At 69.8% G+C, this 15765-nt stretch carries 13 protein-coding genes and 1 pseudogene; 7 read left to right on the top strand and 7 right to left on the bottom strand.

Annotation, left to right across the window (positions count from 1 at the left end):
* The first annotated feature begins 71 nt into the window (after window positions 1-71).
* Entirely contained in the window at window positions 72-479 is a 408-nt protein-coding gene (locus AB0N16_RS29820) for a VOC family protein (protein ID WP_365801958.1), read from the top strand.
* On the opposite strand, the gene AB0N16_RS29815 is transcribed toward AB0N16_RS29820, so the two are convergent.
* Genes AB0N16_RS29815 through AB0N16_RS29795 form a run of 5 tightly spaced genes read right to left on the bottom strand, consistent with a single transcriptional unit; the run spans window position 469 to window position 6342 of the window.
* Window positions 469-1461: an ABC transporter ATP-binding protein gene (locus tag AB0N16_RS29815; RefSeq protein ID WP_365801956.1), complete on the bottom strand. Its 993-nt coding sequence runs from the start codon at window positions 1459-1461 to the stop codon at window positions 469-471. The genes AB0N16_RS29820 and AB0N16_RS29815 overlap by 11 nt on opposite strands.
* Entirely contained in the window at window positions 1458-2456 is a 999-nt protein-coding gene (locus tag AB0N16_RS29810) for an ABC transporter ATP-binding protein (protein ID WP_365801954.1), read from the bottom strand. The genes AB0N16_RS29815 and AB0N16_RS29810 overlap by 4 nt, the downstream gene beginning before the upstream one ends.
* On the bottom strand, window positions 2453-3394 hold the full coding sequence (locus AB0N16_RS29805; protein ID WP_365801952.1) for an ABC transporter permease: 942 nt from the start codon (window positions 3392-3394) through the stop codon (window positions 2453-2455). The genes AB0N16_RS29810 and AB0N16_RS29805 overlap by 4 nt, the downstream gene beginning before the upstream one ends.
* Window positions 3391-4467, bottom strand: coding sequence for an ABC transporter permease (locus tag AB0N16_RS29800; RefSeq protein ID WP_365801950.1), 1077 nt, complete (start codon window positions 4465-4467; stop codon window positions 3391-3393). Before AB0N16_RS29800 ends, AB0N16_RS29805 begins: the two co-directional genes overlap by 4 nt.
* A 3-nt stretch (window positions 4468-4470) precedes the next feature.
* A complete protein-coding gene (locus tag AB0N16_RS29795; protein WP_365801948.1) occupies window positions 4471-6342 on the bottom strand; it encodes a peptide ABC transporter substrate-binding protein in 1872 nt (623 codons plus the stop codon).
* A 454-nt stretch (window positions 6343-6796) separates the two neighbouring features.
* On the opposite strand from AB0N16_RS29795, the gene AB0N16_RS29790 reads away from it, so the two are divergent.
* The 5 genes from AB0N16_RS29790 to AB0N16_RS29770 are packed head-to-tail and all read left to right on the top strand — an operon-like array spanning window position 6797 to window position 12401.
* Window positions 6797-8422 (top strand): ABC transporter substrate-binding protein, encoded by a 1626-nt coding sequence (locus AB0N16_RS29790; RefSeq protein WP_365801946.1) that lies wholly within the window; start codon window positions 6797-6799, stop codon window positions 8420-8422.
* 6 nt (window positions 8423-8428) lie between these two features.
* Window positions 8429-9352 carry an ABC transporter permease gene (locus AB0N16_RS29785; RefSeq protein ID WP_365801944.1) on the top strand — a complete coding sequence of 308 codons (924 nt, stop codon included), beginning with the start codon at window positions 8429-8431 and terminating at the stop codon, window positions 9350-9352.
* Complete coding sequence (locus tag AB0N16_RS29780; protein ID WP_365801942.1) at window positions 9345-10352, top strand: ABC transporter permease; 1008 nt, start codon at window positions 9345-9347, stop codon at window positions 10350-10352. Before AB0N16_RS29785 ends, AB0N16_RS29780 begins: the two co-directional genes overlap by 8 nt.
* Window positions 10353-10360: 8 nt before the next feature.
* Window positions 10361-11335, top strand: a complete 975-nt coding sequence (locus tag AB0N16_RS29775) for an ABC transporter ATP-binding protein (RefSeq protein ID WP_365802012.1) — start codon at window positions 10361-10363, stop codon at window positions 11333-11335.
* Between the two features lie 4 nt (window positions 11336-11339).
* On the top strand, window positions 11340-12401 hold the full coding sequence (locus tag AB0N16_RS29770) for a dipeptide ABC transporter ATP-binding protein (protein ID WP_365801940.1): 1062 nt from the start codon (window positions 11340-11342) through the stop codon (window positions 12399-12401).
* 189 nt (window positions 12402-12590) lie between these two features.
* On the opposite strand, the gene AB0N16_RS29765 is transcribed toward AB0N16_RS29770, so the two are convergent.
* The gene (locus AB0N16_RS29765; protein ID WP_365801937.1) at window positions 12591-14717 is read right to left on the bottom strand and encodes a prolyl oligopeptidase family serine peptidase; all 2127 of its coding nucleotides are present in this window, start codon (window positions 14715-14717) and stop codon (window positions 12591-12593) included.
* 189 nt (window positions 14718-14906) lie between these two features.
* On the opposite strand from AB0N16_RS29765, the gene AB0N16_RS29760 reads away from it, so the two are divergent.
* Window positions 14907-15101 carry a hypothetical protein gene (locus AB0N16_RS29760; protein ID WP_351745642.1) on the top strand — a complete coding sequence of 65 codons (195 nt, stop codon included), beginning with the start codon at window positions 14907-14909 and terminating at the stop codon, window positions 15099-15101.
* Window positions 15102-15465: 364 nt separating this feature from the next.
* Here the strand turns inward: AB0N16_RS29760 and AB0N16_RS29755 are convergent.
* Window positions 15466-15711: pseudogene (locus AB0N16_RS29755) on the bottom strand (Scr1 family TA system antitoxin-like transcriptional regulator); the annotation flags it as partial.
* Between the last annotated feature and the right edge of the window lie 54 nt (window positions 15712-15765).

The raw sequence follows: 15765 nt of genomic DNA, 5'->3' as shown, positions 1-15765 counted from the left end.
GGCACCACCACGGTTCCCGGTACCTCCTTCAGGGGTACCGGGAACCGGCATGTCCCGAGGAGGCGGTCCCGATGCTGCACCATGTCGAGCTGTGGGTCCCCGACCTGTCCCGTGCCGCCGGCGAATGGGGCTGGCTCCTGGGCCGGCTCGGCTACCGCCCGTACCAGGAGTGGGCGCACGGCCGCAGCTGGCGCTTGGGCGCGACCTACCTCGTCGTCGAGCAGTCGCCCGCGATGCGTTCCGGCGCGCACGACCGGATGCGTCCCGGTCTCAACCACCTCGCGTTCCACGCCGGACCGCCCGCACAGGTCGACGAGCTGGCGGACAGGGCGCCCGCGCACGGCTGGTCGCCGCTGTTCACCGACCGCTACCCGCATGCCGGCGGCCCGCAGCACTACGCGGCCTATCTCGTGAACACCGATGGTTTCGAGGTGGAGCTGGTCGCCGCGGACGGACCGCCGCCCGGTCTCACGCCGTGATCCCGGCCCGTGCCCAGTGGCATGCCACCTGGGCGCCGCCCGCTCCGCCCAGCACCTCCAGGTCCTGGCTGCGGCAGGCGTTCGCGACGCCCGCCCGCTCCGCCTCCCCGCTCGCCAGGACCTGGCAGCGGGCGTGGAAGCGGCAGCCGGAGGGGATGCGGGACGGATCGGGTGGCTCGCCCGTGAGGACCACCGGCTCGCCCGGCGCCTCCGGCAGGACCGACAACAGCGCCTGGGTGTAAGGGTGCCGGGGAGCCGTGAGGACCTGTTCGACGTCGCCCGTCTCCACGATCCGGCCCAGGTACATCACCGCGACCCGGTCGGCGATGTTCCAGGCCAGACCGAGGTCATGGGTGACCACCAGCGCGGCCAGGCCCAGTTCGGCGCGCAGCCGCAGCAGCAGCGCCAGGATCTCGCCGCGCACGGAGGCGTCCAGGGAGGCCACCGGCTCGTCGGCGACGATCAGTTCGGGTTCCAGGACCAGCGCGCCCGCGATCACCACGCGCTGGCGCTGCCCTCCGGACAGCTCGTGCGGGTAGCGCAGGAAGAAGCGTTCCGGTGGACGCAGTCCCGCGTGGCCGAGTGCCTCGGCGACCGCCGCCCGCTCGTTTCCCGTACGGCCGTGGATCCGCAGCCCCTCGGCCACGGCGTCGTACACCGTGTGCCGGGGATTGAGCGAGCCGGTCGGGTCCTGCAGCACCAGCTGCACCCGCCTGCGGTACGCCCGCAGCGCCCGCGAGGAGTACTCCAGGGGCTTCCCGGCGAACGAGATCCGTCCCTCGGTCGGTGTCACCAGGCCGAGCAGCGAGCGCGCCAGCGTCGTCTTGCCGCAGCCGGACTCGCCGACCAGCGCCACGATCTCCCCGGCCCGGATGTCCAGTTGGACGCCGTCCACGGCCCGGGCCCCCGGGGCGCCGTGGCGTCCGGGGAAGGCCACGTGGAGCCCCTGGGCGCTGAGCAGCGGCGGGGGTGTCGTCGTCATGAGGCGCTCCTCGTGTCCTCGGCCGCGGTGGCCGGTCCGGGCGCTGCCGCCGCCACGTGCACACAGGCGGCCCGGCGGCCCGGCTCGGCGCCCCGCAGCACCTGGTCCTGTGTGGCACACCGGTCCAGTGCGACCGGACAGCGCGGATGGAACGCGCAGCCGGAGGGTAGTGCCGACGGGTCGGGCGGGTCACCGGCCAGGCCGCGCGGGGCGAACCGGGAGGCGGGGTCGCCGATGCGCGGGAACGCCGCCGACAGCGCCTCGGCGTACGGGTGCCGGGCGTCCTCGTAGACCTGGCGGGCGGGGCCCTCCTCGACGACGCGGCCCGCGTACATCACCATGAGCCGGTCGCAGGTGTCGGCGAGCACCGCCAGATCGTGGCTGATCATGATCAGGCCCACGTCCTGCTCCGCCACGAGCCGTTCGATCAGCCGCAGGATCTGCGCCTGGATCATCACGTCCAGGGCCGTGGTCGGCTCGTCCGCGATGATCAGCCGTGGGTCGCAGGCCAGCGCCATGGCGATCATCACCCGCTGGCGCTGCCCGCCGGAGAGCTCGTGCGGGTACGCGGAGGCGCGGGACGCCGGCAGGCCCACGTGGTCCAGCAGCTCGCCGGTCCGTCTGCGCGCCGCGGCCGCCGTCGCCCTGTGGTGCAGCAGGATCGGCTCGGCGATCTGGTCGCCGACGCGGTGCACCGGATTGAGCGAGTGCATCGCCCCCTGGAAGACGATCGAGGCGCCCGCCCAGCGCACCGCCCGGACCTGCCCCCAGCGCATGGCCAGCACGTCCTCGCCGTTCAGCACGACCTCCCCGGACACCCGTGTCCCGGCCGGCAGCAGTCTGAGCAGCGCGAGGGCCAGCGTGGACTTGCCGCAGCCCGACTCACCCGCGATACCGAGCTTGCGCCCCGCCGCCAGCGACAGGTCCACGCCCCGCACCGCGTCCGCTCCGCCGGGGTAGGTCACCTCCAGGTTCCGGACCTCCAGCAGCGTCAACGGGCCACCCCCAGCCTGGGGTTGAGGACGGACTCCACCGCGCGTCCGCACAGCGTGAACGCCAGTGCGACCGCGGCGATCGCGATGCCCGGCGGCACCAGATACCACCAGTCCCCGGCGCTGACCGCCCCCGCCTCCCGCGCGTCCTGCAACAGCCCGCCCCACGAGATGACCGTCGGATCACCGAGGCCGAGGAAGGCCAGCGTCGCCTCGGCGAGGACGGACGAGGAGATCATCAGGGTGGTCTGGGCGAGGACGAGCGGCATCACGTTGGGCAGCACATGCCGGGTCATCACATGCCAGTGGCCGCCGCCGAGCGCCCTGGCCCGTTCGATGTACGGCCGGGACTCCACCGCGAGCGTCTGCGCGCGCACCAGCCGGGCCGTCGTCGGCCAGGAGGTGACGCCGATGGCGAGGATCACCGTGCCCAGCGACCGGGACATCACGGTGGCCAGCGCGATGGCGAGCACCAGCGCCGGCATCACCAGGAACCAGTCCGTGATCCGCATCAGCACGGTCGCGTACGCCCCCCGGAAGTGCCCGGAGGTGACGCCGACGACCGTACCGATCACCACCGACAGCACCGCCGCCAGCAGCCCGACCAGGAGCGAGATCCGCGACCCCCACACCACCAGGCCCAGCAGATCACGCCCGAACCGGTCGGTGCCCAGCGGGAACCGGCCGCTCGGCGCCTCCAGCGGACCGCCCGGCGCGGTGGTCACCCCGGCCACGCCGGAGCCGACGGTCAGCGGCGCGGTCAGCGCCACCAGGGCGAACAGGACGAGCGCGGTCAGGCCGACCAGTCCGGCGCGGTGGGTGCGGTACTGCCGCCAGAACCGTAGGGCGGAGCGGCGGCGACGCTGCCAGGCCAGCGCCCGCGGTCCGGCGGCCTCGGGAACCCCGGCCTCCGGCGCCGGCGGGCGGGTCTCGGCCGTCATCGGCCCACCCGGGGGTCGAGCAGCGGATATACCAGGTCGGCCAGAGTGTTCATGATGATCACCGCCGAGGCGAAGAAGAGGAACAGCCCCTGCACCAGGGGCAGGTCGGGCACGCTCAGGGCCTGGTAGAAGAGTCCGCCGAGGCCCGGCCAGGAGAAGACGGTCTCCACCAGGATGACGCCCGCGACGGTCCGGCCGAGGTTGACGAAGACCAGGGTGACCGTGGGCAGCAGCGCGTTCGGTACCGCGTGCCGGCGGCGCACCAGGTCGTCCCGCAGGCCCTTGGCGCGGGCGGTCGTGAGGTAGTCGCTGCCCATCTCGTCGAGCAGTGCCGAGCGGGTGACCAGCAGCGTCTGCCCGTACTCGACCGCGACGAGGGTGAGCACCGGCAGGACGAGATGGTGGGCGACGTCCAGGACGTAGGCGAAGCCCTCCTTGCCGCCCGTCTCCATGCCGCCGGTCGGGAACAGCCCGGGGACGGGGCCGAGGCCCACGCCGAACACGATGATCGCCAGCAGGCCGAGCCAGAACGACGGCACGGAGTACAGGACCAGCGCCAGGCCGGTGTTGAGCCGGTCGCCGAGCCGGCCGTGCCGCCATGCCGAACGGGTGCCGAGGAACATGCCGAGCGCGGTGTAGAGCACGAAGGCCGTGCCGGTCAGCAGCAGCGTGTTCGGCAGCGCCTCGCCGATCTTGTCGACGACCGGGGTACGGAACTGGTACGACGTGCCCAGGTCGCCGGTGAGCGCCTTGCGGCAGTAGTCCGTGAACTGCTCCCACACCGGCAGGTCGAGCCCGAACTCCCTGCGGTACTCGGCCAGTTGCGCGGCCGAGACCGGCCGGCCGCCCGTCATGGTCTTGACCGGGTCGCCGGGGATCAGCCGGAACAGGAAGAAGCCGGTGACCAGGACGGCGAGCAGCGAGACGGCGGCACCGCCCGCCTTGGCCGCCCCGTAGCGCAGATACCCGGCGGCCGTGCGCGCCCGAGGTCCGCGGGCCGCCGGACCGTCCGGAACCGGTACGGCGTCCGTGTCGGGCGACGCGGACACCGCGTCGCGAGCGGTCGGCTGCATGGGCTACTCGCGGTCGTCGGCGGTGGCGCGGCGGCGCCGCGCGAAGAACACCCCGGCGCCGGCCAGGACCACGACACCGGCGACGATACCGATGACGACCCCGGTCGAACTGCCCCCGGAGGAGCTGCCGGAGCCCGCCGGCACCGCCGACCACCAGCTCCAGTAACCGTCCTGGCCGTAGATGTTGCCGGCGGCCTTGGGCATCGTCTCGATCGACTTGATCTGGTCGGTGCGGTAGGCCTCGACGGCGTTCGGGTAGGCCATGACGTTCATGTACCCCAGGTCGTACAGCCGCGACTCCATCTGCTTGACGAGAGTGGCCCGTCCGGCGGAGTCGTACTCGGCTAGCTGCTTGGCGTACAGGTCGTCGTACGTCCTGTCGCAGACGAAGTTGTCGGTCAGGCCGGTGTCCTTCGGGGTGGCGGGCAGGGCGGCGCAGGTGTGGATGGACAGCACGTAGTCCGGGTCGGGGTTGACGGACCAGCCGTCGAAGGCCAGGTCGTACTTGCCCGCGAGCCAGGGGTCGGTGACGTTGTCGAGGCAGTCGAGGGTCGCGCCGATGCCGAGCTTGGCCCACCACTCCTTGAGGTACTGGCCCACGGCCTTGTCGTTGGGGTCGGTGGCGTGGCACAGGACGCGGTAGTTCAGTGGTTTGCCGTCCTTGCCGACCCGTTTGCCGTCGGCGTTCTTCCGGTAGCCGGCCTGGTCGAGGAGCTGGGCGGCCTTCGCGGGGTCGTAGGCGAGTTCCTGGCTCGCCGAGGGCTTCCAGAAGTACGTGGAGAAGCGCGGCGGGATGTAGCCCTGGCCTTCGACCGCGTGTCCCTGGAACACCTTGTCGACGATGGTCTTCCGGTCGACGGCCAGGAACAGGGCGTGCCGCACCCGCTCGTCGAGCAGGGAGGGGTCGCCGTCGCCGAACTTCTGGCCGTTCTTCGCCTGTGCGCCCGGGTTGGTGGCGAGGGCGTAGAAGCGGCGGCCGGGGGCGTCGTTGACGCGGATGTCCTTCTGCCCCTGGAGGGAGGACGCCTGAGCGGGCGTCAGGGCCGGGGCGCCCGCGACGAAGGAGACCTCGCCCTTGCGCAGGGCGGCCACGGCGGCGTCCTGGTCCTTGTAGTACTTGAAGACCAGCTCGTCGAACTTGGGGGCGCCGCGCCAGAAGTCCTTGTTGGCCTTGAGCCGGACGTAGCTGTCCGCCTTGTAGTCGGTGAGGACGAACGGTCCGTCGCCGACGACGGGGAACTTGCCGTCGTTGTTGAACTTCGAGAAGTCCGAGACGTCCTTCCAGATGTGCTCGGGCACGATCGGCACGTCGAGGGCGGTCATCGTGGCCTGCGGCTTCTTCAGTTCGATGACCAGCTTGGTGGGGCTCGGGGCCGTCACCCGGCGGAAGTTGGTGACGAAGTTGCCGTTCGCGGTGGCGGCCGCCTGGTCCGTCATCAGCTTGTCGAACGTCCAGGCCGCGTCTTCGGCGGTCACCTTCTGCCCGTCCGACCACTTCGCGTCGGAGCGGATCGTGTACGTCCAGGTGAGCTTGTCGGCGGACGCGGACCACTTGGTGGCCAGACCGGGAATCGGGTGGGCGTCCCCGGGGTCGTAGTCGGTGAGGTACTCGTACATCAGCCGCTGGAGGCTGGTGCTGAGCAGACGCACCGCCAGGAAGGGGCTCAGCGAGTCGACGCTCTGGGCGACCGCGACGGTGAGCACCTTGTCGCCCTGCGCGGCCTCGGCCTGTTGGGGCGCCGGGTTGAGCGGGGTCGCGAGGAGCGCCGAGACCGTCAGGGTGAGGGCGCCGGCGGCTGCCACGAGCCGGGGCGTACGGGGGCGTGGGCTTCTCGGGTGGGAACGACTTGCGCTGTGCTGGGCTTGTGGGCTCATGGATCGTGACCTCGCGTCATCGCTCGCACAGGGACGCTTGCTCGGACTTCAGGGCCGGGTTCTCGCCTGGTGACGCCAGTGGGGTGATGAGTGTGTCTATCAGCGGCTGTCTGGGTGCGTCAACGGCGCGTGGATCCACTGTGGCCTGCGGAAAAGGCGAGTTGACGCCCCATCGGATCATTATTGGTCTAGACCGGTAAAAGGGGCCTGGTGGGACGCTGGCGCCGCCTGTGCCGGATGCGGCCGCGGTGAAGCGCGCCTCGTCGTCGCGGGTGAACACCCGGCGGAGGCGCCGCCACCCGGATGGCACCACTCCTCCGGGTGGGCCTCCGGGTGGGCCTCCGGGTGGGTTGTCCTGCGGATGGGTGCAGTGAATATGTGTTATGCGCCATTTCTGATGATATTGACCGGTAGCGCATCACTCACGGATCACCCTTCACGGAGGAGGCACGCCATGCGTTCAGCCACGCACGCCCGATGGGCGGCCTGGGCTGCGGTGACGGCGCTCGCCGCCACGGCCTGCGGGGGCGGCAGCGGCGGGGGCGGCGGCGACAGCGCCGTGCTCAGTTCCTCCTGGGGCGACCCGCAGAACCCCCTGGAGCCCGCCAACACCAACGAGGTCCAGGGCGGCAAGGTCCTCGACATGATCTTCCGGGGCCTGAAGAAGTACGACCCGAAGACCGGCAAGGCCCAGGACATGCTCGCCCAGAAGATCGACACGAGCGATTCGCAGAACTACACGATCACCGTCAAGGACGGCTGGACCTTCTCCAACGGGGAGAAGGTGACCGCCCACTCCTTCGTCGACGCCTGGAACTACGGGGCGAGCCTCAGGAACAACCAGAAGAACGCCTACTTCTTCCAGTACATCGAGGGATACGACAAGGTCCACCCCGACAGCGGCAGCCAGAGCACCGAGGCGCTCTCCGGCCTGAAGGTCGTCGACGACCAGACCTTCACGGTGAAGCTGCACCAGAAGTTCTCCAGTTTCCCCGACACCCTCGGCTACGCGGCCTTCGCCCCGCTGCCCCGGTCCTTCTTCACCGACCACGCCGGCTGGCTGAAGCAGCCGGTCGGCGACGGGCCGTACAGCATCGAGTCGTACACCAAGGGGTCGCAGATGTCCCTGAAGAAGTGGGACGGCTATCCCGGTCCCGACAAGGCGCAGAACGGTGGCGTGACCCTCAAGGTCTACACGGACAGCGACACCGCCTACACCGACCTCATCGCCGGCAACCTCGACCTCGTCGACGACGTTCCCGCCTCGCAGCTGAAGAACGTCAAGAACGATCTCGGTGACCGGTACATCAACACCCCGGCCGGCATCATCCAGACGATCGCCTTCCCCTACTACGACAGCGCCTGGAACAAGAGCGGATCGGAGAAGGTCCGCACCGGACTCTCCATGGCCATCAACCGGAAGCAGATCACCGACACCATCTTCCGGAACACCCGCACCCCCGCCACCGACTGGACCTCGCCGGTGCTCGGCCTGGTGGGCGGCTTCAAGGAGGGGCTGTGCGGGAGCGCCTGTGACTACGACCCGGCACAGGCCAAGAAGCTCGTCCAGGAGGGCGGGGGACTGCCCGGCGGACAGCTCAAGATCACGTACAACGCCGACACCGGCTCGCACAGGATGTGGGTGGACGCCGTGTGCAACTCCATCAACAACGCACTCGGCAACGACAAGGCGTGCGTCGGGAACCCGGTGGGCACCTTCGCCGACTTCCGCAACCAGATCGGCCAGCACAAGTTGACCGGGCCGTTCCGGGCGGGCTGGCAGATGGACTACCCGCTCATCCAGAACTTCCTCCAGCCGCTCTACTACACCAACGCCTCCTCCAACGACGGCAAGTGGTCCAACCAGGACTTCGACAAGCTCGTCGACCAGGCCAACGCCGAGACCGACACGGGCAAGGCCGTCGGTACCTTCCAGAAGGCCGAGGAAGTCGTCCGCGACAACATGGCCGCCATTCCGCTCTGGTACCAGAACGGCAGCGCCGGCTACTCCGAGCGGCTCTCGAACGTGGCCCTCAATCCGTTCAGCGTCCCCGTGTACAACGAGATCAAGGTCAGCTGACGCGGCATGGGGCGCTATGTCGTCCGGCGGCTGCTCCAGATGATCCCGGTGTTCGTCGGGGCCACGCTGCTGATCTTCCTCATGGTCAACGTCATGGGCGACCCGATCGCCGGGCTGTGCGGAGAACGGGCCTGCGATCCGGCGACCGCCGCCCAGCTGAAGAAGGAGTTCGGACTCGACAAGCCGGTGTGGCAGCAATACCTCACCTACATGGGGAACGTCTTCACCGGGGACTTCGGTACGGCGTTCAACGGACAGCCCGTCACCGAGCTGATGTCCACCGCCTTCCCCGTCACCATCCGGCTGACGATCGTGGCCATCGTCTTCGAGGTCGTCATCGGCATCACCCTCGGCGTCCTGACCGGTCTGCGGCGCGGGCGGCCCGTCGACACCGGGGTGCTGCTGGCGACCCTGGTCGTCATCTCCGTACCGACCTTCGTCACCGGCCTGCTGCTCCAGCTCCTGCTCGGCGTGGAGTGGGGCTGGATCAAACCCTCCGTCTCCCCGGACGCCACCTTCGGCGAGCTGATCGTGCCGGGGCTGGTCCTCGCCTCCGTGTCGCTCGCCTACGTCACCCGGCTGACCCGTACCTCCATCGCCGAGAACAGACGGAGCGACTACGTCCGTACGGCCGTCGCCAAGGGTCTGCCCCGGCACCGGGTCATCACCCGGCACCTGCTGCGCAACTCCCTCATCCCCGTCGTCACCTTCATCGGCACTGACATCGGCGCCCTCATGGGCGGCGCCATCGTCACCGAGCGGATCTTCAACGTCCACGGCGTGGGCTACCAGCTCTACCAGGGGATCCTGCGCCAGAACACCCAGACGGTCGTGGGCTTCGTGACGGTGCTGGTCCTGGTGTTCCTGGTGGCCAACCTGCTGGTGGACCTGCTCTACGCCGTACTCGACCCGAGGATCCGCTATGCCTGAGCAGCCGTTCGAGCCGGACCGGGCCATCGCCGGGACGGGCATGGGCGGGGCGATGGACCTGGCGGCGAGCGAGGCGGAGACGCTGGAGCAGCATCCATCAGCCGCCTCCGGCGGACGGGCACCGGGCGGGCCGCTCGGCACCGGGCCGGCCGACAAGCCGCGCTCGCTGTGGTCCGACGCCTGGCGGGACCTGCGCCGCAACCCGGTCTTCCTCGTCTCCGCCCTCGTCATCCTCTTCCTCGTCGTCATCTCCCTGTGGCCGTCCCTGATCGCCTCCGGCTCCCCCCTCACATGCGACCTCGCCAAGGCCCAGGAGGGCTCCCAGGCGGCCGCTCCGTTCGGTTACGACGGACAGGGCTGCAACGTCTACACGCGGACCGTCTACGGGGCCCGTACGTCCGTCACGGTGGGCGTCTGCGCCACGCTCGGGGTCGCGCTGCTCGGGTCGGTGCTCGGCGGTCTCGCCGGGTTCTTCGGCGGGTTCTGGGACTCGGTGCTGTCCCGGATCACCGACGTCTTCTTCGCCATCCCGGTGGTCCTCGGCGGTCTCGTCCTTCTCTCCGTGGTGACCAGCAACACGGTCTGGCCGGTCATCGGGTTCATGGTGCTGCTCGGCTGGCCCCAGATCTCCCGGATCGCCCGCGGCTCGGTGATCACCGCCAAACAGAACGACTACGTCCAGGCCGCCCGCGCGCTCGGCGCCTCCAACTCCCGCATCCTGCTGCGGCACATCGCGCCCAACGCGGTGGCCCCCGTGATCGTCGTGGCCACCATCGCGCTCGGCACCTACATCGCGCTGGAGGCGACCCTGTCGTACCTCGGCGTCGGCCTGAAACCGCCCAGCGTCTCCTGGGGCATCGACATCTCCGCGGCCTCGCCCTACATCCGCAACGCCCCGCACGCCCTGCTCTGGCCCTCCGGGGCCCTCGCGCTCACCGTCCTGGCCTTCATCATGCTCGGCGACGCGGTGCGCGACGCCCTCGACCCGAAGCTGAGGTGAGCGCCGCCGTGCTGCTCGAAGTGCGCGACCTGCACGTGGAGTTCCGGACCCGGGACGGGATCGCGAAGGCGGTCAACGGGGTCTCCTACGCCGTCGACGCCGGGGAGACGCTGGCCGTGCTCGGGGAGTCCGGATCAGGGAAGTCGGTCACGGCCCAGGCGGTGATGGGGATCCTGGACATGCCGCCGGGGCGGATCGGCGGGGGCGAGATCCTCTTCCGGGGGCGGGATCTGCTGAAGCTCAGAGAAGAGGAGCGGCGGAAGATCCGGGGCGCCGAGATGGCCATGATCTTCCAGGACGCGCTGTCGGCGCTGAACCCGGTGCTGAGCGTGGGCGACCAGCTCGGCGAGATGTTCGTCGTGCACCGGGGGATGTCCAGGAAGGCCGCGCGGGCCAAGGCGGTCGAGCTGATGGACCGGGTGCGGATCCCGGGCGCCGCCCAGCGGGTGCGGGACTATCCGCACCAGTTCTCCGGGGGCATGCGCCAGCGCATCATGATCGCCATGGCGCTGGCCCTGGAACCGGCGCTCATCATCGCCGACGAGCCGACCACGGCGCTGGACGTCACCGTCCAGGCCCAGGTCATGGACCTGCTCGCGGAGCTGCAGCGCGAGTACCGCATGGGGCTGATCCTGATCACCCACGACCTGGGCGTGGTCGCGGACGTCGCCGACCGGATCGCGGTCATGTACGCGGGGCGGATCGTCGAGTCCGCGCCGGTGCACGACATCTACAAGGCGCCGGCGCATCCGTACACGCGCGGGCTCCTCGACTCCATCCCGCGCCTGGACCAGAAGGGGCAGGAGCTCTACGCCATCAAGGGCCTGCCGCCCAACCTCATGCACATCCCTCCGGGGTGCGCCTTCAACCCGCGCTGCCCCCTGGCACAGGACGTGTGCCGCACCGACGAGCCACCGCTGTACGAGGTGGCTCGACACCGGGGCAGTGCCTGTCACTTCTGGAGGGAGTGCCTCAATGGTTGACGCGATGGTTGAGCCGATCCTGGAAGTGAGTGGACTGGTCAAGTACTACCCCTTGACGCAGGGCATCTTGATCAAGAAGCAGATCGGTGCCGTCAAGGCCGTTGACGGTGTCGACTTCGTGCTCAACAAAGGAGAGACCCTCGGCATCGTCGGGGAGTCCGGCTGCGGCAAGTCGACAGTGGCCAAGATGCTGGTCAATCTCGAGCGGCCGACGGCGGGGTCGATCAAGTACAAGGGCGAGGACATCACCAGGTTGGGCGGACGGGCGCTGAAGGCCGTCCGCCGCAACATCCAGATGGTCTTCCAGGACCCGTACACCTCGCTCAACCCCCGGATGACGGTCGGCGACATCATCGGGGAGCCGTACGAGATCCACCCCGAGGTGGCCCCCAAGGGCGACCGTCGCAAGCGGGTCCGGGAACTGCTGGACGTCGTGGGTCTCAACCCCGAGTACATCAACCGCTACCCGCACCAGTTCTCCGGCGGACAGCGGCAACGCATCGGCATCGCACGGGGGTTGGCGCTCCGCCCCGAGGTGATCGTCGCGGACGAACCGGTGTCCGCGCTGGACGTCTCCGTCCAGGCCCAGGTGATCAACCTGCTCGACCGGCTCCAGAACGACTTCGACCTGTCGTACGTCTTCATCGCCCACGACCTGTCGATCGTGCGGCACATCTCGGACCGGGTCGGGGTGATGTACCTCGGGCGGATCGTGGAGATCGGCAAGGACGAGGAGATCTACGAGCACCCGACCCACCCCTACACCCAGGCGCTGCTCTCCGCGGTGCCGGTACCGGACCCGGAGGCGCGGGAGCACCGGGAGCGGATCATCCTGAGCGGGGACGTCCCGTCGCCGACGAATGTTCCGTCGGGGTGCCGGTTCCGCACGCGGTGCTGGAAGGCGCGGGAGCGCTGCGCGATCGAGGTGCCCATGCTCGCGGTGCCCGACGTGTTCCGGCTGGTGCCGGGGCCGGCGGCCCATGACTCGGCGTGTCACTTCGCGGAGGAGAAGCGGGTGGTGCCGCCGGAGGGGCCGCCGGACGATCTTGCCGACGGGGGTGCATAAGGCTATGAACCGGGGTCAATCGCGTTAACACACAGGCAACTTCGGCGACCCGGTCCCGATATACGGACGCGGCACTGTAATCAACGTACGGCCGTGCGGGTGCCGTAAACGGGCCGGAGCGCGCCATGTCGCTCCGGCCCGTTGCCGTGTGCGGGTGCGTGCGGGCTGATCGCGCAGTTCCCCGCGCCCCTAACGGGGCGCTAGGCCCAACGTCCTCTTCAAGAAGTCCAGCTGGAGCAGCAGCAGGTTCTCCGCCACCTGTTCCTGGGGGGTCATGTGGGTCACGCCCGACAGTGGCAGGACCTCGTGCGGGCGGCCCGCCGCCAGCAGGGCGCTCGACAGGCGCAGTGAGTGGGCCACCACCACGTTGTCGTCCGCCAGGCCGTGGATGATCATCGTCGGGCGGTGCGGTTCGGCCGCGTCGACCAGGCCGGCGTCGTCGATCACCGAGTTGCGGCGGTAGACCTCCGGCTGCTCGCCCGGGTGGCCGATGTAGCGCTCCTGGTAGTGGGTGTCGTACAGGCGCAGGTCGGTCACCGGGGCGCCCACCACCGCCGCGTGGAAGACGTCCGGGCGGCGCAGGGCCGCGAGGGCGGCGAGGTAGCCGCCGAAGGACCAGCCGCGGATCGCGACCTTGGTGAGGTCGAGGGGGAAGTCGGCGGCGAGCGCCTGGAGCGCGTCGACCTGGTCCTGGAGGACGATCGCCGCGATGTCGTCCTTGATGCACTTCTCCCAGGCGGGGGAGCGGCCCGGCGTGCCCCGGCCGTCGGCGACGATCACCGCGAAGCCCTGGTCGGCGAACCACTGCGAGGTCAGGTGGGCGTTGTGCGCGGCGACCACGCGCTGTCCGTGCGGACCCCCGTAGGGGTCGAGCAGAACCGGAAGGGGAGTGTCCCCGTGGTAGTCCCGTGGCATAAGCACGGCGCACGGAATTCGGCGTGCGCCCCCCTCGGTGAGTGTCACGCGCGGGGACAAACCAGGATCTTCGGCGTACGACGTGACAGTTGCCAGATGTTTTCCGTCACGCAGCACCTGGACGTGGGCGCCTGGCCGGTCCAGCGCGGCGGACATCAATACGGTCACGCCCCCGGCGCGCACGGCCGTGTGCACGCCGGGCTCCTGCGACACGCGCTCCACGCCGAGTTCGTTGACGCGGTAGACGTGTACCTCGCCGGTTTCGGGGGACTCGGCCTCCTCGCCGGCGGACGCGGAAACCAGCACGTCATCGGCGGTCACGTCGAGAACCGCACGGATGTGCAACTGGGCACCCGTGAGTGGCCGTTCACCCACCGCGAGCACCCGGGCGCCGCCCTCGTCGGCGATCCGGACCAGCTGTCCGGAGGGGCTCCAGCAGGGCACTCCACCGAACAGTTCAAGCCATGTTGGATCTTCGTCGGCGTGCACCATCCGGGTCGCCCCCGACCCCGGGTCCACCGCGAGGAACAGCTGGCTGCGCTGGTCGCGCGCCTGTACGAGCAGTAGTGGTGCACCCGCCTCTGACCAGTGCACACGCGCCAGGTAGGGGTAGCGTGTCCGGTCCCAGGAGACCTCCACGCGCCCCCCTTCGAGGTCGTAGGCGAACAGCCGTACGTCCGCGTTCTCGGTGCCCGCCGCCGGGTAGGCGACATGATGTGGCTCACGCTCGGGGTGGGCGGGGTCGGCGATCCACCACCGCTGTACCGGCGTGTCGTCCACCCGGGCCACGAGCAGCCGGTCGGACCCCGGCGACCACCAGAAGCCGCGCGAACGCCCCATCTCCTCGGCCGCGATGAACTCGGCAAGTCCATAGGTGACCTGTTCCGACTCGGGCTCCGCCAGTGCCCGGTCGCCCGCGCCGTCGGCGCCCACGACCCGCAGGGCGCCCTCCACGACGTACGCGACATGGCGGCCGTCGGGGGACGGGCGCGGGTCGATCACCGGTGCGGGGACCGCGAGTTCGCGTGTCGTGCCGACCCTGAGCTCCGCCGTGAAAAGCCGCCCTGACAAGGCGAAAGACGCCAGCTCCAGGGTCGCGTCGGTGGCGTAGCCGACGATGCCGGCACCGCCCTCACGGCTGCGTTCGCGACGGGCCCGCTCCTGTGCCGAGAGGTGTTCGTCGGCGCCGCCGAGCAGGGTGCGGGGATCGGCCGCGAGGCGCTCCTCGCCGCTCGGCACATCGAGAATCCACAGGGAATTGGCCCGGTCCGTACCGGAACCGGAGCGCAGAAACGCCACGCGGGAGCCGTCGGGGGCCACGGTGAACGCGCGCGGCGCGCCGAGCGTGAAACGCTGGGTGCGGGCGTGCCGGCGGGGGAATGAGACAGCCTCGGTCTTCATGCCCCGACCATATTGGCCATGCGCCCCCTTGTGCGGCCGTGCGCCGAGCGATGCGCGAGCACGCATAGTTATGATCACTACCGCTGAGTGGGTATGAACCTGCTGGCTTGCGCATGGATTTGCCGTACCGATCTACAACCCCCATACCCGAACCCCCCGCGTCCCTGGGATCTTTGGAGGTGAGCCGCCGTGGCACTCTCGATTTCGGCGGTGGTGCTGCTGGCGATCATCGTCTTCTTGCTGATCAAGAAGTCGGGTTTGAAGGGCGGGCATGCCGTCGTCTGCGTGCTGCTCGGTTTCTATCTGGCATCCTCGACCATCGCGCCGACGATCAGCGATCTGACGACCAACGTCGCCAGCATGATCGGCAGCATCAAGTTCTGACGCGCGGTGCGGGGTGTGTCTCCGGCGCACACGGGCGACCGGAGACGCCCTTGCGCCGTTGTCCCGTTCCGCTGCTTCCCGCTGTCCTCCTCCGTAAGCTTGACCGTCCTGGGACAAGCGAAGGCTGAGGCGGGGGCGCGTGGACGGGCAGGGCATGGACGGGCGGAACGGAAACGCTGACGACCGGCTTCGGCAGGCGGCGAAGGCGTCACTCGTCGGCTGGAGCCGCTAGGCGTTCGACAAGCTCCGCCGGGGCCGCAACGACGCCGCGCGGACCCCACCCTCGACGACGCCGACAGCGGTCTGCCGCCCGAGGCCATCGCCGAGGAGATCGTCCGCGACCTCCAGGCCGCCCTGAACGAATTCACGGCCATCGCCTGTTCCCTGGGACAACCAGTTGCTCGATGAAGGTCGCTGACTCCCGTGCAGTCAGAGCCTCCGCCCGGATGATGCCATAGCGCAGTTCGAGGATCCGGAGTTGCCTCAGGTCGGAGACTGGACGCCCGTTGAACTCGTCGTCCATGCGCCCAACCGCCGTGCCATCCCCGAACTTCAGAACCTGGATGCGCCCTGCGGTCCCAGGGTGCTCCCGGCGGTCCATCGGCATCACCCCCGCCTTGTGTGGCCGAATCCAGTGATTGCAGGGGGTGGGATTCCTCCAGCC

The organism is Streptomyces sp. NPDC051105 (assembly GCF_040682795.1).
Classification (GTDB): Bacteria; Actinomycetota; Actinomycetes; order Streptomycetales; family Streptomycetaceae; genus Streptomyces.
Note: the sequence above shows the minus strand (reverse complement) of the source record. Positions and strands in the feature narration are given on the sequence as shown.

Excerpts from the sequence above, each read along its gene's own strand:
- AB0N16_RS29765 (WP_365801937.1), bottom strand. The coding sequence starts at position 14,717 with ATGAAGACCGAGGCTGTCTCATTCCCCCGCCGGCACGCCCGCACCCAG.
- AB0N16_RS29805 (WP_365801952.1), bottom strand. The coding sequence starts at position 3,394 with ATGACGGCCGAGACCCGCCCGCCGGCGCCGGAGGCCGGGGTTCCCGAG.
- AB0N16_RS29790 (WP_365801946.1), top strand. The coding sequence starts at position 6,797 with ATGCGTTCAGCCACGCACGCCCGATGGGCGGCCTGGGCTGCGGTGACG.
- AB0N16_RS29820 (WP_365801958.1), top strand. The coding sequence starts at position 72 with ATGCTGCACCATGTCGAGCTGTGGGTCCCCGACCTGTCCCGTGCCGCC.
- AB0N16_RS29815 (WP_365801956.1), bottom strand. The coding sequence starts at position 1,461 with ATGACGACGACACCCCCGCCGCTGCTCAGCGCCCAGGGGCTCCACGTG.
- AB0N16_RS29800 (WP_365801950.1), bottom strand. The coding sequence starts at position 4,467 with ATGCAGCCGACCGCTCGCGACGCGGTGTCCGCGTCGCCCGACACGGAC.
- AB0N16_RS29770 (WP_365801940.1), top strand. The coding sequence starts at position 11,340 with ATGGTTGAGCCGATCCTGGAAGTGAGTGGACTGGTCAAGTACTACCCC.
- AB0N16_RS29795 (WP_365801948.1), bottom strand. The coding sequence starts at position 6,342 with ATGAGCCCACAAGCCCAGCACAGCGCAAGTCGTTCCCACCCGAGAAGC.
- AB0N16_RS29785 (WP_365801944.1), top strand. The coding sequence starts at position 8,429 with ATGGGGCGCTATGTCGTCCGGCGGCTGCTCCAGATGATCCCGGTGTTC.
- AB0N16_RS29780 (WP_365801942.1), top strand. The coding sequence starts at position 9,345 with ATGCCTGAGCAGCCGTTCGAGCCGGACCGGGCCATCGCCGGGACGGGC.